The sequence below is a fragment of the Sphingomonas sp. LHG3443-2 genome (assembly GCF_049896405.1).
Lineage (GTDB): Bacteria > Pseudomonadota > Alphaproteobacteria > Sphingomonadales > Sphingomonadaceae > Sphingomicrobium.
Genome location: NZ_JAFCUG010000001.1, coordinates 147126 through 169910 on the forward strand (window position 1 = coordinate 147126; position 22785 = coordinate 169910).

A 22785-nucleotide genomic window follows, 5' to 3' on the forward strand; every position below is an offset into this window, starting at 1 on the left:
CGCCAAGGAGTCTCCCAGAGTGCGCTATGCCTATGGTGTCGCGGCTGCCCTGCTGATCGGCGGGAGCGCTTTCTCGATCGTCGCCCCCGGACCGGTCGGCGCGCAGGTCGCACAGAATGCCCCTGCGGCCATGCCGCCGCGCGGTGCCCCCGTGTCCTTCGCCGACCTCGCTGCACGGCTTCAGCCGGCGGTGGTCAACATCCAGACCAAACAGCGCGTGCCTGTGCGCCAGGGGCAAAGCGACCCGCTCGCCGAATTCCTGCGCCGCTTCGGCCAGCCCGGTCAGGGCCAGGGCGGTCAAGGCCAGGGTGAAGCCGCGCCGCAGACCCGGGAGTCCGGGTCGCTCGGGTCCGGCTTCTTCATTTCCGCCGACGGCTATGTCGTCACCAATAACCACCTGATTCAGGGTGCCGGCGGGACCGGAACGGTCGACAGTGTGACGGTGATCATGACCGACCGGCGGGAGCTTCCCGCCCGCATCATCGGCCGCGATCCCGCCAGCGACCTTGCCCTGCTCAAGGTCGAAGGCAACGGCTTCCCCTTTGTCAGCTGGGGCGACAGCCAGCGCGCCCGCGTCGGCGACTGGGTCATGGCGATCGGCAATCCCTATGGCCTTGGCGGCACCGTTACTGCCGGCATCATCTCGGCCCTGCACCGCGGGATTACCGGCGCCGGCGCCTACGACCGCTATATCCAGACCGATGCCAGCATCAACATGGGCAACAGCGGCGGCCCGATGTTCGATCTCAACGGCAACGTCATTGGCATCAACTCGGCGCTGATCAGCCCGACGGGCGCAAGCGTCGGCATCGGCCTCGCGATCCCTGCCGAACTTGCTCGCCCGGTGATCGACAGCCTGCGCCGCGGCCAGCGTCCGCAGCGCGGCTACCTCGGCATTGGCCTGCTTCCGCTTGACGAAAGCAGCGCCGCCGCGCTTGGCATCCCCAAGGACAGCGGCGAACTCGTTCGTTCGGTGGTGCCAGGCCAGCCGGCCGAGCGCGCCGGGTTGCAGCAGGGCGACGTGATCGTCCGTGTCGGCGACCGCAGCGTTACCCCGGATGAGACCGCCTCCTATCTCATCTCCAACGTCACCCCCGGTCAGCGCGTGCCGATCGAAGTGCTCCGCGATGGTCGGCGCCAGACGCTGAACGCCGTGGTCGCGCAGCGCCCGACCGATGAGGAACTCGCCAAGATCAACGGCGCCACGCCGGAGGGCCAGGCGTTCGATCCCAACGATCAGAATGCCCCGGCCGTCCCCGCCGGCCAGGCGCTCGGCCTGTCGCTGCAGCCACTGACGGCCGACATCGCGCGCGCCGTCAACGTGCCGGCAACCACCCGCGGTCTCGTCGTCACCAATGTCGATCCCAACAGCGATGCCGGCGAAAAGGGCATTCGCCGCGGCGACGTCATCCTGTCGGTCAACCGGCAGCCGGTGACCACTACCGCGCAGGTGGCGACCGCCGTCGATGCGGCGCGCCGGGCCGGCCGCACGGCGGTGCTGCTGTTCGTCAAGCGCGGACAGTTGCCCGAGTATCCGATCGGCGTCGACATCGTTCGCCGCTGACCCTCTCGCCTATCCTTCCGTCCCTCGCTAGGCTTTCCGCCCAAGCGAGGGACGGGTTCGGATCATGGTCAGCATCTTCATCGGCGCACGCAGCGGCGGGGCAGCACCGCAGCAACTGGAACTGAAACGCGCTAACCGCCACGGCCTGATTGCCGGCGCAACCGGCACCGGCAAGACGGTGACGCTGCAAGGTCTGGTGGAAGGCTTCTCCGCCGCCGGCGTTCCCTCCTTCGTCGCCGACGTGAAAGGCGACTTGGCGGGCCTTGCCATGGCTGGCTCCCCCACCGCCAAGACCCACGAGATCTTCGCCGCCCGAGCTGCCGAGCTTGGTATCACCAACTGGCACTATCGCGATTGCCCGGTGCAATTCTGGGACCTGTTCGGCAAGCAAGGCCACCCGATCCGCACCACCGTCAGCGAGATGGGGCCGCTGCTCCTTGCCCGGCTGATGAACCTTAACGAAGTGCAGGAAGGCGTTCTCACCATCGCCTTCCACGTCGCCGACAAGGAAGGGCTGCTGCTCCTCGACCTCGACGACCTTCAGGCGATGCTGGTCGCCTGCGGCGAGCGCGCCGATGAGCTCACGCTCGAATATGGCAATGTCGCCAAACCCACCATCGGCGCCATCCAGCGCAGCCTGCTGCAGCTCCGCAACCAGGGCGGTGATCATTTCTTCGGCGAGCCGGCCCTCGACCTCGAGGACTTTTTGAAACTCGGCGAAGACGGCCGCGGGATCGTCAACATCCTCGCCGCCGACAAATTGATGGCGAGCCCGCGCCTCTACGCCACCTTCCTCCTGTGGCTCTTGTCCGAGCTGTTCGAACTGCTTCCCGAGGTCGGGGACAGTGATCAGCCAAAGCTCTGCTTCTTCTTCGACGAAGCCCACCTGCTGTTCGATGACGCCCCGCCTGCCTTGCTCGAGAAGGTCGAGCAGGTCGTCCGGCTGATCCGATCCAAGGGCGTCGGCGTCTATTTCATCACTCAGAACCCGATCGACATTCCCGACAAGGTCGCAGGCCAGCTCGGCAACCGGATCCAGCATGCGCTGCGCGCCTTCACGCCGCGCGATCAGGCGGCGGTAAAGAGCGCGGCAGAGACCTTCCGACCGAACCCCGAGGTCGACGTCACCAGCGCCATCACCGAGCTCAAGGTCGGCGAAGCGTTGGTCTCGCTGCTGCTCCCCGACGGCAGCCCCTCGCCGGTCGAGCGGGTGCTGATCCGCCCGCCCGCGACCCGGGTCGGCCCGCTGTCCGAGCAGGAGCGCGCCATCTTCGTCAGCACCGACGCGATCGGGTCCAAGTACGACACCGCCATCGACCGCGACAGCGCCGAGGAAATCCTCAAGGCCAAGGCCGGCGAAGCTGCCGCCGCCGCGGATGCAGCCCGCGCCGAAAAGGAAGAAGCCAAGGCCGCCGCGCTGCAGGCCAAGGAAGACGCCCGCCTCGCCAAGGAGCAGGCCCGCGCGGATGCCCTGGCCCAGCGCGAAGCCGATCGTCGTCAGCGCGAAGCCGACCGCCTCGCCGAACGCGAGCGCGTCGCCGCCGAGCGCGAAGCCGCACGCCAGGCCCGCGAAGCGGCGCGCCCGACCATGTTCGACAAGGCGGTCCAGTCCGCGGCCCGCTCCGCCGCCTCGTCGGTCGGTCGCTCGCTCGGCAACCGCCTGCTCCGCGGCATCCTCGGCGGCCTCCTCAAATAAGGCGTCCAATGTCCGATCTCGTCATCCGGCCGGTCACCACCAAGACCGACAAGAAGCGCTTCGTCGACCTAGCGTGGGACGTCTACAAGGACGATCCCGTCTGGGTGCCGCCGCTGAAATCCGAAGTGCTCGGCCTGATGACGCCAGGTGAGAACCCGTGGTTCGAGCATGGCGAAGCGGCCTTCTTCCTGGCCGAGCGGAACGGCCGTCCGGTGGGTCGCATCTCGGCGCAGATCGACCGCCTGGTGCTCGAGCACATGGGTCCCGGGATCGGCAACTGGGGCATGTACGAGGTGCTCGACAGCGAAAAGGAAGCCGGCCCGGCTCTGATCGCCACCGCCGAACAGTGGCTGCGCGACCGCAAGATGACCCGTGCGCTCGGGCCCATCAGCATTTCGATCTGGGATGAACCAGGCCTCGAAATCCAAGGCTTCGACGATCCGCCCACCGCGATGATGGGGCACCACCGACCGGCTTACGAAGCGCAGATCGAAGCCCAAGGCTACACCAAGGCCAAGGACCTCTACTGCTACGCGCTCGACATCCGCGTTCCGCTGGAACCGCTTGCCCAGCGCCTGATCCAGGCCGGCCAGCGCTCCAGCCGTATCCGCCTGCGCGAAGTCGAAAAGAGCCGGTTCGACGAGGAAGCGGCGATCATCCTCAATCTCCTCAACGATGCGTGGTCGGACAATTGGGGCTTCATCCCCCTGACCCCGTCCGAAATCGCTTATGCCGGCAAGAAGCTGAAGCCGATCATCTTCGAGGATCTGGTGGTGATCTGCGAGGTCGACGGCGAACCCGCTTCGTTCATGATCACCCTGCCCGACATCAACGAACTGACCCGCGACCTTGATGGCAATCTGTTCCCGTTCGGCTGGGCCAAGCTCCTGTGGCGCCTCCGCAAGCCGCGGGTGCACCGGATGCGTGTGCCGCTGATGGGCGTCGCCAAGAAGCATCAGGGCGGCCGCCTCGCCGGGCAACTCGCCTTCATGATGATCGAATATTGCCGCAAGAACAGCGTTGACCATTATGGCGCCAGCCATGGCGAGTTCGGCTGGGTGCTGGAGGATAATGGCGGCATGCTGGCGATCGCCGACCTGCGGGGATCGGAGCGGAGCAAGATCTACCGCATCTACGAAAAAGCGCTCTAATCAGCCGTGCCGTCGGCCACCGCCGCGCGTTCGAACCGGATGCCGGCGTGACCGCCGACTGCCCAGCGCACTTGCCCACGCACCCGCCCGATCTTGGGAATGGTGAGTTCGAGACGGTCGCCGATCCGGAACCAGCCGGTCAGGCGGCAGCCGTCGAGCGACAGGTTGGACACGGCGGCCTTGCTGGTGTGGCCGTCGGGGTAATGGACTTCGGCCAAAAGTTCGACGTCGTGGCGGTGACGACGCTCGGGCCAGTCCTCGTCAATCTTCACGCAACAGTCCTCTACGGGAGAATCGGCCTGGACAGGCCTACCCGCATTAACTGCCGTTAATCAAATCCAGTCTCGCTCTGGGCTAACCTAGCCTTTAGTCCAGCATCACCCAGGTCGGTGCATGATCGCTGGCCTTCTCCTGACCGCGGGCCCAGCGATCGACCCCGGCGGCCGTCAGGCGATCGGTGACCTGCGGGCTGAGCAGCAGGTGATCGATCCGGAACCCCGCGTCACGCTGCCAGCAGCCGGCGGTGTAATCCCAGAAGGTGTAGAGCCGCTCTTCCTTGGGGTGCAGCGCGCGCAGCGCGTCCGTCCAGCCCTGGTGCAGGATCCGACGCCACGCCGCGCGTGTCTCAGGCTGCATCAGCGCGTCATGCTGCATCGCGGCGACCGAAAAGACGTCGCGATCTTCGGTCACCACGTTCCAGTCGCCCGCCAGGACCACCGGCCGCTCTTCTGCAAGCAACCCCGCCGCATGCTCGCGAAGCCGTTCCATCCAGCGCAGCTTGTAAGGGAATTTCTCGGTGCCCACCGGATTGCCGTTCGGAAGGTAGATGGACGCGATAACGATGCCACCGACTTCCGCTTCGATATAGCGGCTGTGCGTATCGTCGGGATCGCCGGGCAAGCCGACGCGGCGGAGGTGCGGGCTTTCGCCGCGAGCAAGGATCGCGACCCCGTTGAAGCCCTTTTGCCCGTGCCACACGGCGCGATAGCCGGCGCCCTCGATGTCGAGCACGGGCAGCGCCTCGTCGGCGCATTTCAGTTCCTGCAGGCAGGCAACGTCAGGCTGCTCCCGCTCGAGCCATTCGAGCAGACGTGGTAGGCGAGCACGGATGCCGTTGATGTTGAAGGTCGCGATCTTCATGGGACCCGGCTTAGCCAGCCTCGACCCCCAAGGCGAGGGTCAGATCCCGAAGCTTGATCCGCAGCCGCAACCGCTGGCGGCATTGGGGTTCTTCACCTTGAACGCCGCGCCGCCGAGGTCCTCGACATAATCGACCTCGCTGCCGTCGAGGAGGTCGACGCTGACCGGATCGACGACCAGTTGCACGCCGCCGGTCTCGGCCACCGTGTCGCCTTCCTCCGGCTCACCCAGTGCAAAGCGATAGGTGAAGCCGGCGCAACCTCCGCCATCCACGGCCAAGCGCAGCACGGCGGGCTTGGCCTGCTTGTCGGCGATGAACGCCACGCGGCGCGCCGCGGATTCGGTGAGGGTAAGCTGGGTCACAAGAACCATGTAGGGTGCGTCACCCGCACCCTCAAGCTGGCGAGCTTAGCGCTTGCCGCCGGTCGGACCGCCGAGCGCGATCTGATCCATGCTGTGGCCGTTGCGGCTCTTGATGGCGACCAGATAGTCGGTCGAGCGCATGAAGGGGATCGGATTGACGGCGCGGCCGTCGATGCGGACTTCGTAGTGAAGGTGGCTGCCGGTCGAGCGGCCGGTCGACCCCATGCGGCCGATCACCTGGCCACGCTTCACGCGCTCACCCGGACGGACCGAAAAGGCCGACAAGTGGCCGTAGCGAGTCTCGATGCCGCGGCCGTGATCGACCTTCACGAGATTGCCATAGCCGCCATTGTTGTAACCAGCTTCCTGCACCGTGCCGTCGGCAGTGGCGTAGATCGGCGTTCCGACCGGACCGGCAAGGTCGATGCCGGCATGCATGGCGGCGCCGCGGCCGAACGGATCGCTGCGAACACCGAAGCTCGAGGTGAAGGAGGCGGTCTTGACCGGCTTGTCGGACGGAACCGCGATCACGCCGTCCTGCAGCGAATCGAGCTTCTTCCAGCTGTTGAACAGCGACTTGAAGGTCGGATCGCTCTTGGTCGCCGGCTCGAACGGACCGCCAACGGCGAGACGCTGCGGCGAGAGGCCAAGCTTCTTCAGTTCGCGGGTGGCGGTGCGATAGCGAAGCTCCAGTCGCTCGGCGGCAGCGGCTTCTTCGGCGGCAAGCTTGTCTTCGGCGCGGTCAAGCGGCGCGGCAATCGCGGCCGGCAGCGAGCCGGCATCGCTGACTTCGGGAAGGGCGGCCGGATCGACGTCACCGCCGGCAAGCATGGTGGCGAGCACCTTCTGGCGCTGTTCGATCAGGCGGGCGCGCTGTTCGGCGGCGTTGGCGAGCTGTTGCAGATCACCGTTGCCGCCTTGGGAAACGACCACGGCCTGGTCACCGCGGATGAAATGAGCGGCGGCAAAAGCCGACCAGGCCAGCATCAGGGCGGCGGCAACAAAGAAAGCGAACTGGAGGGGGGCGGAAAGGCGAATGCGACGGAGCTTGGTGCCGTCATGCACGAACAGGTCGCGGCTGCGGAGCAGTCCCGTTGTTCGGATGGCATGCGTCATAGAACCTAAGCTCCTAGCTCATTCACGTTTCAAGAAGCCCGTTCGCGCCACCGCAAGGCGGCGTGATCGGCTTCCAAATTGTCAGGAGCTCCCCAGCCCCGGACCGACGCAGCGTTGCCCCCACTGCTTCGGTCACCATCCAAAGACCCGCTACGGTTAACGAAAACAACCTTTTCGTTCCCGCTCCGGGACGAGTCGGGGAGGTTGAGCGGTGAGTTGAGCGAAATCGCCCGAATATCAGACCGGGATGGGGAACTTATCCACAGAATCACCTGCGTGCTTGCGCCGCGTGAACCATGCTGTAGAGCGGCCGCGGGCCACGCCGTCCCAACGCGGCGCGTGCTCTCTGTAAGGAGAGTTTGACATGACGAATCCACTGCCGGACGTGCGTCCGGAACGCCCCTATTTCTCGTCGGGGCCATGCGCCAAGCCGCCCGGCTGGACCGCTTCCAACCTATCGACCGACAGCCTCGGTCGCTCCCACCGCAGCAAGATCGGCAAGACCCGGCTGAAGCGCTGCATCGACTTGATGCGTGCCAATCTGAAGCTTCCGGACACCCACCGCATCGGCATCGTCCCAGGCTCCGATACCGGTGCTTTTGAGATGGCGATGTGGACCATGCTGGGCGCTCGTCCGGTAACTGCGCTCGCGTGGGAAAGCTTCGGCGAAGGTTGGGTCACCGATGCGGTGAAGCAGCTCAAGATCGAACCGACGGTGATCCGTGCCGACTATGGCGCGCTTCCCGACCTCGGCTACGTCGACTGGTCGAACGACGTCCTGTTCACCTGGAACGGCACCACCTCCGGCGTGCGCGTGCCGGACGGCGACTGGATCGCCGCCGATCGCGAGGGCTTGAGCTTCGCCGACGCGACCAGCGCGGTGTTCGCCTACGACCTGCCGTGGGACAAGATCGATGTCGCCACCTTCTCCTGGCAGAAGGTGCTCGGCGGCGAAGGCGCGCACGGCGTCCTGATCCTTGGCCCCCGCGCGGTCGAGCGGCTGGAAAGCTATACGCCGGCCTGGCCGCTCCCCAAGCTGTTCCGGCTGACCAGCAAGGGTAAGCTGATCGAAGGCATCTTTGTCGGTGAGACGATCAACACGCCCTCGATGCTGGCAGTCGAGGACGCGATCAGCGCGCTCGAATGGGTGGAAAGCATCGGCGGACTCGACGGGGCCATTCGCCGCTCCGACGCCAACGCCGCCGCATTGGATCGCATCGTCGACGCGCGCGATTGGCTCGGCCACCTCGCCGCCGATCCGGCCTCGCGCTCCAAGACCAGCGTCTGCCTGACGGTCGAAGGTTCCGACGAAGCGCGCATCAAGAAGATGGCCGCCTTGCTGGAAGAGCAAGGCGCCGCCTTTGACATCGCAGGTTACCGTGACGCCCCGCCGGGGCTCCGCATCTGGTGCGGCGCGACCGTCGACACCGCCGACATCGAGGCCCTCGGGCCGTGGCTCGACTGGGCCTACCAGGAGACCAAGGCATGACCCCCCGCGTCCTCATTTCCGACAAGATGGACCCCCGCGCCGCCGCCATCTTCCGTGAGCGCGGGATCGAGGTGGACGAGATCACCGGCAAGACCCCGGACGAGCTCGCCGCCATCATCGGCGACTATCACGGCCTCGCCATCCGTTCCTCGACCAAGGCGACGGCCAAGCTGCTCGATCATGCCACCAACCTCAAGGTGATCGGCCGCGCCGGGATCGGGGTCGACAATGTCGACATCCCGGCCGCCACCCAGCGCGGCATCGTGGTGATGAACACGCCGTTCGGCAATTCGATCACCACCGCCGAACACGCCATCGCCCTGATGTTTGCCCTCGCTCGCCAGCTGCCGGAGGCCGACGCCTCGACCCAGGCCGGCAAGTGGGAAAAGAACCGCTTCATGGGGGTCGAACTGACCGCCAAGACGCTCGGCCTGATCGGCGCCGGCAACATCGGCTCGATCGTCGCCAGCCGCGCGCTCGGGCTCAAGATGAAGGTGATTGCCTTTGATCCCTTCCTGTCGCCCGAACGGGCGCTGGAGCTGGGGATCGAAAAGGTCGAGCTGGACCAGTTGCTCGCCCGCGCCGACTTCATCACGCTGCACACGCCGCTGACCGACCAGACCCGCGGCATCCTCAGCCGCGAGGCGCTGGCCAAGACCAAGAAGGGCGTGCGCATCATCAACTGCGCGCGCGGCGGGCTGATCGACGAAGCGGCGCTCAAGGACGCACTCGACAGCGGCCAGGTCGCCGGGGCGGCGCTCGACGTGTTCGAGACCGAGCCCGCCACCGACAGCCCGCTGTTCGGCACGCCCGGCTTCATCTCCACCCCGCATCTCGGCGCCTCCACCACCGAAGCGCAGGTCAATGTCGCGATCCAGGTCGCCGAGCAGATGAGCGATTTCCTCCTGCTGGGCGGCGTCACCAACGCGATCAACATGCCCAGCCTCAGCGCCGAGGAAGCGCCGCGCCTGAAGCCCTACATGGCGCTGGCGGAGAAGCTCGGAAAACTGCTCGGCCAGGTGCTCGGCGAGCAGGTCCGCGGCGTGTCGATCGAGGTCGAGGGGGCCGCGGCTGCCTTGAACCAGAAGCCGATCACCGGTGCGGTGCTGGCCGGCCTGATGGGTACCTACAGCCAGACCGTGAACATGGTGAACGCGCCCGTCCTCGCCAAAGAACGCGGGCTCGACGTCAAGGAAGTGCGCCACGAGCGCGAAGGCGATTACCACACGCTTGTCCGCGTCACCGCCTCCACCCCCGCCGGTGAACGCTGCGTTGCCGGCACCCTGTTCGGCAACTCGGCCCCGCGCCTCGTCGACATCTTCGGGGTCGCGGTGGAAGCCGATCTTGCTGGCCACATGCTCTACATCGTCAACAACGACGCGCCGGGCTTCATCGGCAAGCTCGGCACGACGCTTGGTGAAGCAGGCATCAACATCGCCTTCTTCAACCTTGGCCGGCGCAAGGCGGGCGGCGAAGCGGTGGCGCTGGTTGCGGTCGACGATCCGGTCACGCCCGCCGTCGTCGAACGGCTGTGCGCGCTGGAAGGCGTGCGCGAAGTGGTGCCGCTGAGCTTCTGACCGTCGTTCTGGACGTTGCGGCGCTGAACCAATAGGAGCGCGCTGAACACGGCTCGGGTCCGCTGTTCCGAACAGCAGCAGGAATGACGACGCATGGGTAATGTTACCGTGATCGGCGCCCAGTGGGGCGACGAGGGCAAGGGCAAGATCGTCGACTGGCTCGCCAGCCGCGCCGATTGCGTGGTGCGGTTCCAGGGCGGTCACAATGCCGGCCACACTTTGGTCGTCGGCGAGAATGTCTACAAGCTCTCGCTCCTGCCGAGCGGCATTGTCACCGGCACCCTGTCGATCATCGGCAATGGCGTGGTGCTCGACCCCTGGTGGCTGCGCGAGGAGGTCGACAAGCTGCGCGGCCAGGGCGTTCGGATCGAGCCCGACGTGCTGCGCATTGCCGAGACCTGCCCGCTGATCCTACCCATCCACCGCGACCTCGACGCATTGCGCGAGGATGCGTCGGGCGCGGGCAAGATCGGCACTACCCGCCGCGGCATCGGTCCGGCCTATGAGGACAAGGTCGGCCGCCGCGCCATTCGGGTCTGCGACCTCGCGCATCTCGACGAACTCGATCCGCTGCTCGACCGCCTGTGCGCCCATCACGACGCGCTGCGCGCCGGCTTCGGCAAGGGCCCGGTCGACCGCGCGCGCCTCGAGAACGATCTCGCGGAGATTGCCGAGTTCGTACTGCAGTTCGCCCGGCCGGTGTGGGTCGATCTCGAGGAAGCCCGCAGCCAAGGCCGCCGAATCCTGTTCGAAGGCGCGCAGGGTGTGCTGCTCGACGTCGACCACGGCACCTATCCCTTCGTCACCTCGTCCAACACCGTCGCCGGCACCACCGGCAGCGGAAGCGGCATGGGCCCGGGCGCGGCGGGCTTCGTGCTCGGCATCGTCAAGGCTTACACTACCCGCGTCGGCTCCGGCCCCTTCCCGACCGAGCTCGACGACGCCGACGGCCAGCGCCTGGGTGAACGCGGCCACGAATTCGGCACCGTCACCGGCCGTCAGCGCCGCTGCGGCTGGTTCGACGCGGTGCTGGTCCGCCAGAGCGCGGCGGTCAGCGGCATCACCGGCATCGCGCTGACCAAGATCGACGTCCTCGACGGGTTCGAGACGGTGAAGATCTGCGTCGGCTACGAGATCGACGGCAAGCGCTTCGACTATCTGCCCCCGCACGCCGCCGACCAGGCCCGCGTGAAGCCGATCTACGAAGAGATGCCGGGCTGGTCGGACAGCACCGCGGGCGCCCGCAGCTGGGCCGATCTTCCGGCGCAGGCGATCAAATACATTCGCCGCGTCGAAGAACTGATCCGCTGTCCGGTGGCGCTGGTCTCGACCTCACCCGACCGCGACGACACCATCCTCGTTCGCGATCCGTTTGCAGGCTGACGGCGCGCCGGTCCGCCCTTACTTCTTGGCGGCAGGCTTGGGGCTGTCCTTCATCATCTTTTCAAACGCTTCGCCTTCCTTCGCCATGTCGGGAAGGAGCGCCATCATCTCCGGCAGCGCTTCGATCGAACCGCGCATCACGGCAGGGTCGAACCACATGCCGACCATCTGGCGGCCGTAGGCGGCGCCAGTCGGGGTCGCGAGAAACGCCTGGATCTCGCCAAGCTGCTTGGCATCGAACTTGCGCGCCAGCGAACGCGCCATGCCCTCGCGGAACTTGGGTTCGGCGACGTCGCCCATCTTCACGAACATGGTCCGGGCAAACGCCTTGCCGGCGGCGACCTTGGCGTCGAACATCGGGTCCTTCTTCGCCATCTCCTCGCGCAAAGGAAGGCTGCTCGGCACCTTGGGCTTCTCGCCCTTCTTGAGCTTGGGCGCCGGGCCGAGCGCAGCGAAATCGGCCTCGCTCATGCCGAGCACACGGTCGACCATGCCCTCCATGAAGCTGTTGATCCCTTCCGCGTAAGTGCCCTTCGGGAACATGGTCATGGTGGCGTTGCGGGCGAGTGCGAGGCGCGCCGGCTCCGGCTCCGGCCCGGCCGGGAAGAAGCGGTCCATGATGACCAGCATCCCGGCGATCATCTCAGCCGGGTCCTTGGCCTTTGGCCTGGCCTCCTCCTTCGGCGCGGTGGCCTTGGTGGTCGGCACTGCCGCTGCAACGGCGTTTCCGGCAGGCAGGACGGCAAAGGCTGCGCAGGCGCAGAGCAAGCGAATCGACACGGTTAAACCCCCTGATTGATGGGCAAGCCTATGCCGCGGTTCGCCTAATTCAAGATTGACGCGCCTTATTCGCTGCGCAGCGCTTCAATCGGGCTCAACCGGCTCGCGCGGATCGCCGGATAACCGCCGAACAACAGTCCGATGAAGGCACTAAAGGCGATGCTGCCGAGCACGGTGCCGATGCCGATCGGCGCCGGGAACTCCGCAAATGCTTCAAAGGCGCGCGCGGCAACGGCGGCAAGGCCAAGGCCGAGCAGCCCACCGATGATGCACAGCACCGCCGCTTCGACCAGAAACTGGTTGCGGATATCCCGCCGCCGCGCGCCCAGCGCCATCCGAAGTCCGATCTCGCGGGTCCGCTCGGTGACGCTGACCAGCATGATGTTCATGATGCCGATCCCACCGACCAGTAACGAGATGGAGGCGATCGCGACCAGCACCGCCTGGAACACCGCGGTGACCGTGCTGGTCTCTTCCTGAAATTCCTCGGTGGTGCGGACGGCGAACGGCTGCGGCTGGCCTTTCTCGACATTGTTGCGCGTGCGCAGCAGCCGAACCAGCTCGCGCTTGCCGTCGCCAAGGTCCATCGCGGGATCGAAGCCGACGAACAGCAATGACAGGTCGTCCGGCCCGCGAAGCGAGGTGGTGAAACGCTGCCGCCCGGTACTGAGCGGCACCAGCGCCACATCGTCCTGGTCATTGCCGAGGCTCGATCCCTTACCCGCCAGCACGCCGATCACGCGGAACGGTACCTTGTTGAGGCGCACGGTCTGGCCGACCGGCTCAAGGTCGGCGAACAAGGCCGTGGCGACCGTCGGCCCCAGCACCACCACGCGGGCAGCCGAGCGGACATCACTTTCCTCGATCAGCCGCCCGCTTTCGATTCCCGTATTGGAGGCGATCGCATAGCCGGGAGTCACCGCAATGCCGCTGGTGGTCACCTGCTTGGCAGGGATCGAGAGCTGGATGTTGGCGCGGATCTGCGGAGCGACGGCGATGACGCCGGGGATCGACCGTTCGATCGCCACCGCATCGCGCTCGGTAATCTTGCCGGGCGCCGTGTTGGGTCCGCCGCGGCCCCCTTCTTCCTGCGGAAAGATCAGCGCCATGTTGGAGCCGAGTTGCGCCACTGTTTCCTCGACCGACACCTTGGCCCCGCTGCCGACCGCCATTGCCAGGATCACCGCGAACACGCCGATCATGACACCGAGCGCAGTCAGGATCGAGCGCATGAGATTGGTGCGCAGCGCGGTCAGCGCGATGCCGACGTCGACCAAGCGCCCGGCGATGAAGCCGCCGATGTTCACGCCGCCAGCCGCCGGTCGGTGACCGGGCGGTCCTCGACCACCTTGCCGTCGCGGAACAGGATGCGGCGCTTGGCGAATTGCGCGATGTCGGGCTCGTGCGTCACCAGCACCACGGTGATGCCGCCTTCGTTCAATTGGGTGAACAGCCGCATGATCTCTTCCGAGGTCGCGGTGTCGAGCGCGCCGGTGGGCTCGTCCGCCAGCAGCATCAGCGGCTCCGTCACCAGCGCGCGGGCGATGGCGACGCGCTGCTGCTGGCCACCCGACAGCTTGGCCGGCGTATGGTCCATCCGGTCGCCGAGACCCATCGCCGCGAGCTTCGCCGCCGCCCGCTCCCGCCGCTTGGCCAGCGGCACGCCGGCGTAGATCAGTGGGGTCGCCGCATTGTCGAGCGCGCTGGTGCGGGCGAGCAGATTGAACTGCTGAAACACGAAGCCGATCTTGCGGTTGCGGATCGCGGCCAGCTCGTCCGACGACAGGTGCGCCAGCTCCTGCCCGTCGAACAGCATCTCGCCCTCCGTGGGCAGGTCCAATGCGCCGACGAGGTTCATGAAGGTCGACTTGCCCGATCCGCTGGCGCCCATCACCGCCACGAATTCCCCGCGCCGGATGGTCAGCCAAACGCCGTCCACCGCGTGCACCGTTTCCCCGCCGAGCTTGTATTCCTTGCGGAGATCGCGGGTTTCGACCAGCGGCGGCTCAGTCAACGCTGACCTCCACGTCGTCCTCGTCGTCACCGCCCCCCTTGGTGGGGGCGGTCGAGCGAGTCCGCACCAGCACCTTGTCGCCGGCCTTCAGGCCCGACCGAACCTCGACGAATTCCTCGCCGGCCAGCCCCGTCTTCACGATCTTGCGAGTCGGCTTGTTGGGCTCGACCCCGACGAGATAGACCGTCTCGCTGCCCTTGGGCGGAACGCTCTTGGGACGGTCGCCGACCCTCGGCCGGAACCGCAGCGCAGTGGTCGGCACTCGCAGCGCCGAAGCGATCCGGCCAGTAACGATCTCGACGTTGGCGGTCATGCCGGGAAGCAGTTTGCCGTCCTTGTTGTCGACGTCGAGGATGACGAGGTAGCTCACCACATTGTTGGTCTCGACCGCCGCCTTGCGGATCTGCCGCACCACCGCCTTGAACCGGTCGCGGGGATAAGCGTCGACGGTAAAGCTGACCTCCTGCCCGGTCTGGATCTCGCCGATATCGGCTTCATCGACGCTGGTCTCGACCTGCATCCGGCTGGTGTCGGCGGCGATCTCGAACAGGTTGGGCGTCTGGAAGCTGGCGGCGACGGTGGAGCCGGGCTCGACCAGCCGGTTGATCACCACGCCCGATGTCGGGGCGATGATGCGGGTGCGGGACAGGTCGAGCATCGCCGAGGACAGTTCGGCGCGGGCCTGGACGATCTGCGCCCGCGCGGTGGCGATCTGTGCGCCGCTGCTCCGGCGTGACGCTTCGGCGGTGGCGAGCGACCCGCCGGCGGCGTCAAGCGCAGCCTGCGACGTGAACCCGCGCCCGGCAAGCGCCTTGCGCCGCTCATATTCCCGGCTCTGGATGCCGACATCGCTCGCCGCGCGGCCGGCGGCCGCATTGGCGGTCGCCAGCGCAGCCTCGGCGGTGGCGACCTGCGCCCGGGCCTGCTCGACGCGGGCACGAAGGCGCGTGGGATCGATCTCGGCCAGCACCTGCCCGGCCTTGACCGGCGTGTTGAAGTCGACCGCCACCCGGCTGACCTGCCCCGACACTTCGGCGCCGACCTTGATCGTGTTCAGCGCCCGCAGCTTGCCGCTGGCGGTCACCTTGCGGACGACTTCGCCGCGGGTGACCGTCTCGCTGACGTAGACATAGTCATACGTCTTGGGTTTGAGCATCTGGTAGACGATCAGCGCCACGACGAGGATGATCAGCCCCGACCAGATCGGATGCCGTTTCACCCACGCACCAACAGACTTCATGAAAACATCCCCTGCCCCTTGATGCCAGTGGTAACAACAAGGGCAATGGGGCGCGAGAGACTTTTGCAGCTCTCGCGCCAACTGTGGCTTTACTGCCCGACGCTGCCGGCGCTGGGATGAAAATCGAAGCCTTGCGGCTGCGGGCGGCGGCTGTTGCCCTGGCCGAAGTTGTAGGCGAGGCCGAACAGCACCGCCCGCCCGCGAACCCTGAACTTCAGGCGATCACGGAAGGCGGGCGTGTTGATCACCACTTCCTGTCGCGCGCTGTCGAGGATGTTCTGCCCGGTCACCAGCAGCGACAACTTGTCGTCGATCTTGCGCCGGTAGCCAACGTTCACGATTCCCCCACCAAGGCGATAGCCCTGCGGGATCAGCGTCTTGCCCTGGTAATTGCCGCTGACCTGAATGAAGTCCTTGGGGCTCGGCTGCCAGTTGACGCTGCCGCGCACCGATCCGACCATGCCCGACACCTTGCCGAAGGTGCCGGCAATGCCGCGCGGATCGAGCTCGATCCGCTGCACCGTGCCCGACAGTTGGTAGTTGAGCGTCTTGCTCAGCCGCCCGTTGAGGATCGCGTCGAGCCCGAGACGGCTGCCCCGGCCAAGGTTGGCGCGGGTCTGCAGCAGCACGCCGTCGGGCAGCGTCTGCAGGATCTCGGTGAACATGTCGCGCGAGCGGCGGTAGAAGCCGGTCAGCGAGATGAACGTCGCGTCCTTGCGATATTGCAGCGATGTCTCGAACGCGTCGGTCACCTCGGGCTTGAGGTTGGGATTGCCGCGCTGGATGTTCCGCGCGTCGACGTAGAAGGTGTAGGGATTGAGCTCGAACGGCCCCGGCCGCTGGATGCGCCGGCTGTAGCTGGCGCGCAGCTTGGTCCGCTCGCTCAGCGCCCGGCCGATGTGCAGAGTCGGATACACGCGAAAGTAATCCTGCTCGTAACGGGCATCGTCGGTGCGCTGGAACAGGTTCAGCCCGACCTGCTCGAGGCGGAGGCCGGGCTGGAACTCCCACTTGCCGCTGTTGACCTGCGCGGTGCCGTACAGCGCGTGGACGTCCTGCGAGAAGTCAAACCGGTTGGTGAGATTGGCCTGCGTCACCAGCGCATTCGGCGCCGATCCGCGCGCGCCGGTGAAGTCGAAGTCGGCGTTCGAGCCTTCATATTCATAGCCAAGGTTGAGCGAGCGGTTCTCGCCCAGCGGCTTCTTGTAATCGGCCTTGAAGCGCGTCTCGTTGCGGTCGATGTTATTGTCGATCCGCTCGAAGATGTCGGCGCCGACCGCCGGCGTAATGCGGCCGTCGAGCAGGCGGTTCATGCCGCCCGTATCGTGCGCCAGATCGACCGAGAAGCTGTGGTCCTTGCCCGGCAGCGTCTTGCGCCAGGAGGTGCGCAGCCCAAGGATGCGCTGCCGCATCTCCTGATCGTTCAGCCGCGTGAAGCTCGGCTCCAGCGCATTGCCGATGAAGCTTTCGTCGCGATCACTCTCGAGCTGGTTGCGGCGATAGCTGATCTCACCGGTCAGCCGGTTGGTCTTGTCGAGATCGTATTCGACCCCGAAGCGGCTGTTGAACCCCTGCGCGACATTGTCGTGGAACTGCTCCTGCCGGCTGAGCAGGCTGGCACCGCCGGGGACGAACCGCTCGCGGTCCTGGGTGACGATAATCTCGTTGGTAAAGCGGCGATAGGCCGCCTCGCCCGAAATGGTCAGCCCCGGCCGGCTGCGGGCCATGTTGAGCGACACGCTGCCCCGGCCCTCCAGCCCGGCGTTGGCGCGAACGGTGCCGGTGGTGCCGGCGGCGCGCTGTTTCTTGGTGATGAGGTTGATGACGCCGCCCGACCCTTCCGGGCTCATCGCCGCGGACGGATTGGTGATGACCTCGACCCGCTCGATCCCGTTGGCGGGCATCGCCAGCAGCGCGTCGCCGCGGCCTTCGCCGCGAAGCTGCCCCGAGGGGCGGCCGTCGACCAGGATGGTGACCCCAGGGTCGCCACGCAGGCTGACCTTGCCTTCGAGATCGACCTCGACGCCCGGCACATTGCGCAGCGCGTCGGCAAGGCTGCCGGTCTGCGCGCCAAGGTCGTTCGCGACATTGAAGCTCAGCCGGTCGGGCGCGTCGATCACCTGCGGACGGCTTCCGGTGACGGTGACGGTCTGCGCGCGCTCGCGGGATGGCGGTGGCGCAGGCTGGCTCGCGGTCGGCGCGGACTGTGCGGCGGCGGGTGCCGGGGCCAGGGTCGCGGCGGCGAGGCTGAGGAGGCTGGCGGCGGCGGAAAAACGAACATGCATGTGAAGAACTTGCCCCTGTGATACTGGTGGATCGGTGCTGGACCGACCCCTGACGCTCTGACACCGGCCATCCGTGAGCGTCATGAGGCGGGGCTGATCATTGGCTGAGCAATGACTGGTCCCGATGACGCGTGTCCCCCGATTGGCCGACATCCGACACGCAACGCTTGCGCCGCCTGCAGACAGCGATCATCGTGGCTTCGACCAACGGGCGTGTCACATCTATAATACGCCAAGTCACTCGACCGATGGCGGACGCGGGTCGCTTGGCGGTCTCCGGTCAGCCGCGCTTGATCGGCGCCGTCTCGCGAAGCGTCAGAAAGACCGGCAGCACCGCCACGGCGACAGCAGCGATCATCACGCCCGGCATGCTCGCCTTGCCGGTCACTGCGACCAGCCGCTCGGCCAGCCACGGCGTCAGTCCACCGAAGATGGCGGTGGCGCCGGTCGCGCCGAACGCCAGTCCCGTCACTCGCCCCTCGCCCGGAAACTGCTCGGCAGTGGCGACCGCGCCCACCGCGCTCATCGCGCCGGCCACGCAGGCCAGCAACAGGGCCCCGACCAGCGCCTGCCCGCGATCCCCTTCGCCCATCAGCGAGAACAAGGTGATCGGCAGCACTGCGGAAAGCAGCGCCACCGCCACCAGCACCGGCTTGCGCCCGACCCGGTCTGACAGGATGCCGGTCAGCGGCGTGACGAGGATCACCGCAACCGCCGCAGCCGTGCCCAGCCACAGGCTATCGGCCTCGCTCAATCGCCCTGCCGTGGTCAGGAAGGCGGGCACGTAGGTGATCCCGACATAATAAGTGATCGAGCCCAACGCCGAGATGCAGAACGCGCGAAAGATGCCGAGTTTGTGGTTGGCGAACGCGTGCCGCCACGGCGAAACCGGCACTGACCCGGCCACCACCTGCCGCTCATATTCGGGCGATTCCTGCATCGAGCTACGCGCGATCCACACGCTTCCGGCCAGTGCCGCCCCGACGAAGAACGGGATCCGCCAGCCCCAGCTTGCCAGGTCCGCCTCGCTCATCGACGCCACAGTCAGCGCCGAGACGCCGACCGCCAGCAGCGCGCCGATCTCGCTCGCCGCCGAGGCAAGGCTCGCAACAAGCCCGCGCCGCTCGGCCTTGGCGCCTTCGAGAAGGTAGGCCACCACCCCGCTATATTCGCCGCCGACCGAGAACCCCATCACGCAGCGGAGCAGGAACAGCGCCCAGCCCGCCGCCACACCGATCTCTGCTCTCGTCGGAAGCAGCGCGGTCGCCAGCATCGCCGCAGTCATTAGCGCCACCGACCACAGCAGCATCGCCCGCCGCCCGTGCCGATCGCCGACATGCCCGAACACCACTGCGCCGAGCGGCCGCATCAGATAGGCGAGCGCAAAGCTCCCCAGCGTGAATGACAAGGCTTCGCCACTGCCGCCGTAGAACAGCCGCGCGAGCACCGTTGCGAAGTAGAGATAGAGCGTGAAATCATACCATTCGACGACCGTCGAAAAGGCCGCCACCGCCAGCGACTTGCGCGAGATCGGCTGATGCGGCGTGGCAGGATCGGAAGCAGCCATGCCGCAGCCTCGCGGAGGGAAGGCCGGCTTGCAAGCGACCATCTGGCGAAGCGTCAGCGACTGCGATAGCCTCGCTCATGCCCCGGCTCTTTGGGGTTGGGGAAACATCAATGAACTCGTCGCTCGCGCTTGGACTGGCCGCCCTGCTCACCTCCACCGCCGCGCTTGCCCAGCGACCCGGCGAAGCGGCGTTCCGCGCGACCTACAAGGAACTGGTCGAGACCAACACCACGCTCTCGCAGGGCGATTGCACGCTGGCGGCCAGCCGGATGGCGGCGCGGCTCAAGGCGGCGGGCATCCCCGAGACCGACCTCATTCCCTTCGCAGTGCCCGAGCATCCCAAGGAAGGCGGCCTCGTCGTCCTCTATCCCGGCCGCGACGCCAAGGCGAAGCCGGTGCTCATGCTCGCCCACATCGACGTGGTCGAAGCCAAGCGCGAGGACTGGACCCGCGATCCCTTCACCCTGATCGAGGAAGACGGCTTCTACTACGCCCGGGGCGCCGCCGACGACAAAGCCATGGCCGCGATCTTCGTCGACACGCTGATCCGCTATCGTCAGGAAGGCTACAAGCCACGGCACACGCTGAAGCTGGCGCTGACCTGCGGCGAGGAAACCAACGGCGTCTTCAACGGCGCGAAGTACCTCGCCGAACAGAAGCGCGACCTGATCGATGCCGCCTTTGCGGTGAACGAAGGGGGCGGCGGGCGGCTGGACGCCAGCGGCAAGCCCCAGTTCCTCGGCATCCAGGTCGGCGAGAAGCTGTCGCAAAATTACACGCTGGAGGTCACCAATCCCGGTGGCCACAGCTCGCGCCCGGTGCCCGACAACGCCATCTATCACCTGGCGCACGCCGTCACCGCGATCGAGGCCTTGCGGTTCCCGGTGACCTTCAACGCCACCACCCGCGATTACTTCACCCGCATGGCGAAGACCCGCCCGGCCGACCAGCAGGCCGCCATTGCCGCCCTCCTCGCCAATCCCGGCGACGAACAGGCACGGACGCTGCTGGAGCGCGATCCCAGCGACAATGCGATCCTCCACACCAACTGCGTTGCGACCATGCTGGACGCTGGGCACGCCACCAACGCCCTGCCGCAGCGGGCACGGGCGAACATCAATTGCCGCATCTTCCCGGGCTCGAACGCGCAGGAAGTGCAGCAGGTGCTGATCCGCACCATCAACGATCCCAAGGTGTCGGTGACCATTCCCGAAATCCGCAATGCCGGCACCAACCCGCCGCCGCTCGACCCCAAGGTGCTTGGCCCGGCGGAGACGCTGGCAGCCAAGATGTTTCCGGGCGTTCCGCTGGTCCGCACCATGTCGGCAGGCGCCACCGACGGGGCGTTCCTGACCCCGGCGGGCATCCCCACCTACGGCATCTCCGGGTCCTTCTCCGAAGCCGACGGCAACGGCGCGCACGGCCTGAACGAGCGGATCCGCATCAAGTCGCTGCTCGACAGCCGCGACTATCTCTACACGCTGATGAAGATCTACGGCGACCAGAAGTAAGGTCGCCGCAGAGCGGACTTACACCGTGGCGATGTCCGGCGCATCCTCGGCCTTCATGCCGACGACATTGTAGCCGGCATCGACATGGTGGATCTCGCCGGTGACTCCGCTGGCGAGATCGCTGAGGAGATACAGACCGGCACCGCCGACATCCTCGATGCTGACGTTGCGGCGCAGCGGCGAGTTCAATTCGTTCCACTTCAGGATGTAGCGGAAGTCGCCAATCCCGCTCGCCGCCAGGGTCTTGATCGGCCCAGCACTGATCGCATTGACGCGCAGTCCGTCCTTGCCGAGGTCGGCGGCGAGATATTTGGTCGCGGTCTCGAGCGCGGCCTTGGCGACGCCCATGACATTGTAATGCGGGATGACCTTTTCTGCGCCGTAATAGCTCAGGGTCAGCATCGACCCGCCCGGCTTCATGAGCTTGGCGGCGCGCTGGGCGCAGGCGACGAAGCTGTAGACCGAGATGTTCATGGTCAGCAGGAAGTTGTCGATACTGGTGTCGACGAACCGCCCGCGCAGTTCGTTCTTGTCGGAGAAGCCGATGGCGTGAACGATGAAGTCGAGCCCACCCCAGCGCTCCTCGATCGCGGCAAAGGTGCGGTCGAGCGCGTCCATGTCGCCGACATCGCAATCGACCAGGAAGTCGGAGCCGAGGCTTTCGGCCAGCGGGCGCACCCGGCGCTCCAGCGCCTCGCCCTGATAGCTGAACGCCAGCTCGGCACCCTGCTCACCAAGCTGCTTGGCGATGCCCCAGGCAAGGCTACGGTCGTTCGCCAGGCCCATGATCAGGCCGCGCTTGCCGCTCATCAGTCCGCTCATACGATCTTCCCCTCTTCGGCCGCCTCGACGACCGCCCGTTCCGTTGCCGGCACTTCCTCGGCCTGGCTTGGCGTGATTGTGACCTTCTCGCCGGGCTCGGGCGCCTCGACCTCGAGGGTCGCGGCGTGCGGTCCGGCATAATGCTCGCCCTCTAGCGCCGTCGCATCGGTTTCCGCCAGTCCGGCGTTGAGTTCCGCACCCATCACCACGCCGAGGCCAACCGTGAAAAAGAACAGCAAGGCGATCATCACGCCCGCAAGGCTGCCGTAGGTGAGGTCGTAACCACCCGCGAGGCTGATCGCCTTGGGCAGCAGGGTGGCGGTGCCGATCCACCACAAGGTGACCAGCGCTGCGCCCGGCCATTTGCGGCAGCCCCGCTTGCGATAGCGCGATGGGGTCAGCACCACGAAGGTCAGATACACCGTGAGATACAGCGCCAGCGCGGGCACGATCCTGAGCAGCGTCAGCGTGTCCTCGATGGAGGCGAGCTGCGGCACCTTGGCGACGATGAACGCTTCGATCGAGCTCAAGAGCACGGTGGTCGCCAGCGCGATCATCAGCAGTAGGATGAGGCCCAGCATGAAGGTTGCCGAGATCAGCCGATATTCCCAGAACGGTGCGGTATATTTGACACCATAGGCGCGGCGCAGGATGTCGCGGATGGTTTCGATGAAGCTCGACGCGGTCCACAAACCGACCAGCGCCCCGAACCACAGCAGCGGTCCCTGCCGGGCGGTCAGCACCTCGGCGACGGGAGCACGGATCACTGCGGCGATCGACGGCGGGAGCGAGCCCAGCACATTCACCACCGCCGCCTGCGCGCCTTCGGTCGAACCCAGCAACTGCGCCACCGCCGCCGCCAGGATGAAGAAGGGGAACATCGACAACAATGACAGGTAGGCGATGTTGCCGGCGTGGATGAAGCCGTCATTGTAGACGCCGACCAGCACGCGCTTGCCCACTTCAAACGGCTTGGTGCCCGGCCTTACTCGTTCGACCACCTGGGAGCCGAAGCGCGCCTGGATCGCCGCAAGCCGCTTGCGCCTGGCTTCGGGACTATGGGGGGAAATGTCCTGCATGCGACGGG

19 protein-coding genes are annotated in these 22785 nt (G+C 66.5%); 7 read left to right on the forward strand and 12 right to left on the reverse strand.

Features of this window, described 5'->3' with window-relative positions:
• The first annotated feature begins 19 nt into the window (after positions 1 to 19).
• The 3 genes from ACP69Z_RS00615 (at position 20) to ACP69Z_RS00625 (ending at position 4411) form a co-directional block, all read left to right on the forward strand.
• A complete protein-coding gene (locus ACP69Z_RS00615; RefSeq protein WP_426265622.1) occupies positions 20 to 1564 on the forward strand; it encodes a Do family serine endopeptidase in 1545 nt (514 codons plus the stop codon).
• Between the two features lie 64 nt (positions 1565 to 1628).
• Positions 1629 to 3260, forward strand: a complete 1632-nt coding sequence (locus ACP69Z_RS00620) for a helicase HerA-like domain-containing protein (protein ID WP_426265623.1) — start codon at positions 1629 to 1631, stop codon at positions 3258 to 3260.
• An 8-nt stretch (positions 3261 to 3268) separates the two neighbouring features.
• Positions 3269 to 4411, forward strand: coding sequence for an N-acetyltransferase (locus tag ACP69Z_RS00625; protein WP_426265624.1), 1143 nt, complete (start codon positions 3269 to 3271; stop codon positions 4409 to 4411).
• On the opposite strand, the gene ACP69Z_RS00630 is transcribed toward ACP69Z_RS00625, so the two are convergent.
• The 4 genes from ACP69Z_RS00630 to ACP69Z_RS00645 all read right to left on the reverse strand — a co-directional run bounded on the left by ACP69Z_RS00630 (position 4408) and on the right by ACP69Z_RS00645 (position 7030).
• A complete protein-coding gene (locus ACP69Z_RS00630) occupies positions 4408 to 4683 on the reverse strand; it encodes a PilZ domain-containing protein (RefSeq protein ID WP_426265625.1) in 276 nt (91 codons plus the stop codon). The genes ACP69Z_RS00625 and ACP69Z_RS00630 overlap by 4 nt on opposite strands.
• Before the next feature lie 94 nt (positions 4684 to 4777).
• Positions 4778 to 5551, reverse strand: coding sequence for an exodeoxyribonuclease III (locus tag ACP69Z_RS00635; RefSeq protein WP_426265626.1), 774 nt, complete (start codon positions 5549 to 5551; stop codon positions 4778 to 4780).
• A 39-nt stretch (positions 5552 to 5590) separates the two neighbouring features.
• A complete protein-coding gene (locus ACP69Z_RS00640; RefSeq protein WP_426265627.1) occupies positions 5591 to 5923 on the reverse strand; it encodes a HesB/IscA family protein in 333 nt (110 codons plus the stop codon).
• Positions 5924 to 5959: 36 nt separating this feature from the next.
• Positions 5960 to 7030 carry a M23 family metallopeptidase gene (locus ACP69Z_RS00645; protein ID WP_426265628.1) on the reverse strand — a complete coding sequence of 357 codons (1071 nt, stop codon included), beginning with the start codon at positions 7028 to 7030 and terminating at the stop codon, positions 5960 to 5962.
• 364 nt (positions 7031 to 7394) lie between these two features.
• On the opposite strand from ACP69Z_RS00645, the gene ACP69Z_RS00650 reads away from it, so the two are divergent.
• The 3 genes from ACP69Z_RS00650 to ACP69Z_RS00660 all read left to right on the forward strand — a co-directional run bounded on the left by ACP69Z_RS00650 (position 7395) and on the right by ACP69Z_RS00660 (position 11479).
• The gene (locus ACP69Z_RS00650) at positions 7395 to 8519 is read left to right on the forward strand and encodes a phosphoserine transaminase (RefSeq protein WP_426265629.1); all 1125 of its coding nucleotides are present in this window, start codon (positions 7395 to 7397) and stop codon (positions 8517 to 8519) included.
• On the forward strand, positions 8516 to 10096 hold the full coding sequence (serA, locus tag ACP69Z_RS00655; RefSeq protein WP_426265630.1) for a phosphoglycerate dehydrogenase: 1581 nt from the start codon (positions 8516 to 8518) through the stop codon (positions 10094 to 10096). The genes ACP69Z_RS00650 and serA overlap by 4 nt, the downstream gene beginning before the upstream one ends.
• A gap of 93 nt (positions 10097 to 10189) precedes the next feature.
• The gene (locus ACP69Z_RS00660; protein ID WP_426265631.1) at positions 10190 to 11479 is read left to right on the forward strand and encodes an adenylosuccinate synthase; all 1290 of its coding nucleotides are present in this window, start codon (positions 10190 to 10192) and stop codon (positions 11477 to 11479) included.
• An 18-nt stretch (positions 11480 to 11497) separates the two neighbouring features.
• Here the strand turns inward: ACP69Z_RS00660 and ACP69Z_RS00665 are convergent, their stop codons facing one another.
• The 6 genes from ACP69Z_RS00665 to ACP69Z_RS00690 all read right to left on the reverse strand — a co-directional run bounded on the left by ACP69Z_RS00665 (position 11498) and on the right by ACP69Z_RS00690 (position 19365).
• Complete coding sequence (locus tag ACP69Z_RS00665) at positions 11498 to 12259, reverse strand: hypothetical protein (RefSeq protein WP_426265632.1); 762 nt, start codon at positions 12257 to 12259, stop codon at positions 11498 to 11500.
• Between the two features lie 65 nt (positions 12260 to 12324).
• Positions 12325 to 13566, reverse strand: a complete 1242-nt coding sequence (locus ACP69Z_RS00670; protein ID WP_426265633.1) for an ABC transporter permease — start codon at positions 13564 to 13566, stop codon at positions 12325 to 12327.
• Positions 13563 to 14273: an ABC transporter ATP-binding protein gene (locus ACP69Z_RS00675; protein ID WP_426265634.1), complete on the reverse strand. Its 711-nt coding sequence runs from the start codon at positions 14271 to 14273 to the stop codon at positions 13563 to 13565. Before ACP69Z_RS00675 ends, ACP69Z_RS00670 begins: the two co-directional genes overlap by 4 nt.
• Positions 14266 to 15513: an efflux RND transporter periplasmic adaptor subunit gene (locus ACP69Z_RS00680; protein WP_426265635.1), complete on the reverse strand. Its 1248-nt coding sequence runs from the start codon at positions 15511 to 15513 to the stop codon at positions 14266 to 14268. The genes ACP69Z_RS00675 and ACP69Z_RS00680 overlap by 8 nt, the downstream gene beginning before the upstream one ends.
• A gap of 89 nt (positions 15514 to 15602) precedes the next feature.
• Entirely contained in the window at positions 15603 to 17798 is a 2196-nt protein-coding gene (locus tag ACP69Z_RS00685) for a TonB-dependent receptor domain-containing protein (protein ID WP_426265636.1), read from the reverse strand.
• Between the two features lie 280 nt (positions 17799 to 18078).
• The gene (locus ACP69Z_RS00690; RefSeq protein WP_426265637.1) at positions 18079 to 19365 is read right to left on the reverse strand and encodes an MFS transporter; all 1287 of its coding nucleotides are present in this window, start codon (positions 19363 to 19365) and stop codon (positions 18079 to 18081) included.
• A gap of 110 nt (positions 19366 to 19475) precedes the next feature.
• On the opposite strand from ACP69Z_RS00690, the gene ACP69Z_RS00695 reads away from it, so the two are divergent.
• Positions 19476 to 20876 (forward strand): M20/M25/M40 family metallo-hydrolase, encoded by a 1401-nt coding sequence (locus ACP69Z_RS00695; protein ID WP_426265638.1) that lies wholly within the window; start codon positions 19476 to 19478, stop codon positions 20874 to 20876.
• Between the two features lie 18 nt (positions 20877 to 20894).
• Here the strand turns inward: ACP69Z_RS00695 and fabI are convergent, their stop codons facing one another.
• Together fabI and ACP69Z_RS00705 are read right to left on the reverse strand one after the other, a co-directional pair.
• A complete protein-coding gene (gene fabI, locus ACP69Z_RS00700) occupies positions 20895 to 21698 on the reverse strand; it encodes an enoyl-ACP reductase FabI (RefSeq protein WP_426265639.1) in 804 nt (267 codons plus the stop codon).
• Entirely contained in the window at positions 21695 to 22777 is a 1083-nt protein-coding gene (locus tag ACP69Z_RS00705) for a YihY/virulence factor BrkB family protein (RefSeq protein ID WP_426265640.1), read from the reverse strand. The genes fabI and ACP69Z_RS00705 overlap by 4 nt, the downstream gene beginning before the upstream one ends.
• Between the last annotated feature and the right edge of the window lie 8 nt (positions 22778 to 22785).

What these genes read in the sequence shown, in the direction of transcription:
- ACP69Z_RS00690 (WP_426265637.1), bottom strand. Translation starts at nt 19,365, where the DNA reads ATGGCTGCTTCCGATCCTGCCACGCCGCATCAGCCGATCTCGCGCAAG.
- ACP69Z_RS00635 (WP_426265626.1), bottom strand. Translation starts at nt 5,551, where the DNA reads ATGAAGATCGCGACCTTCAACATCAACGGCATCCGTGCTCGCCTACCA.
- serA (WP_426265630.1), top strand. Translation starts at nt 8,516, where the DNA reads ATGACCCCCCGCGTCCTCATTTCCGACAAGATGGACCCCCGCGCCGCC.
- ACP69Z_RS00650 (WP_426265629.1), top strand. Translation starts at nt 7,395, where the DNA reads ATGACGAATCCACTGCCGGACGTGCGTCCGGAACGCCCCTATTTCTCG.
- ACP69Z_RS00685 (WP_426265636.1), bottom strand. Translation starts at nt 17,798, where the DNA reads ATGCATGTTCGTTTTTCCGCCGCCGCCAGCCTCCTCAGCCTCGCCGCC.
- ACP69Z_RS00695 (WP_426265638.1), top strand. Translation starts at nt 19,476, where the DNA reads ATGAACTCGTCGCTCGCGCTTGGACTGGCCGCCCTGCTCACCTCCACC.
- fabI (WP_426265639.1), bottom strand. Translation starts at nt 21,698, where the DNA reads ATGAGCGGACTGATGAGCGGCAAGCGCGGCCTGATCATGGGCCTGGCG.
- ACP69Z_RS00660 (WP_426265631.1), top strand. Translation starts at nt 10,190, where the DNA reads ATGGGTAATGTTACCGTGATCGGCGCCCAGTGGGGCGACGAGGGCAAG.
- ACP69Z_RS00620 (WP_426265623.1), top strand. Translation starts at nt 1,629, where the DNA reads ATGGTCAGCATCTTCATCGGCGCACGCAGCGGCGGGGCAGCACCGCAG.
- ACP69Z_RS00625 (WP_426265624.1), top strand. Translation starts at nt 3,269, where the DNA reads ATGTCCGATCTCGTCATCCGGCCGGTCACCACCAAGACCGACAAGAAG.
- ACP69Z_RS00645 (WP_426265628.1), bottom strand. Translation starts at nt 7,030, where the DNA reads ATGACGCATGCCATCCGAACAACGGGACTGCTCCGCAGCCGCGACCTG.
- ACP69Z_RS00705 (WP_426265640.1), bottom strand. Translation starts at nt 22,777, where the DNA reads ATGCAGGACATTTCCCCCCATAGTCCCGAAGCCAGGCGCAAGCGGCTT.
- ACP69Z_RS00680 (WP_426265635.1), bottom strand. Translation starts at nt 15,513, where the DNA reads ATGAAGTCTGTTGGTGCGTGGGTGAAACGGCATCCGATCTGGTCGGGG.
- ACP69Z_RS00640 (WP_426265627.1), bottom strand. Translation starts at nt 5,923, where the DNA reads ATGGTTCTTGTGACCCAGCTTACCCTCACCGAATCCGCGGCGCGCCGC.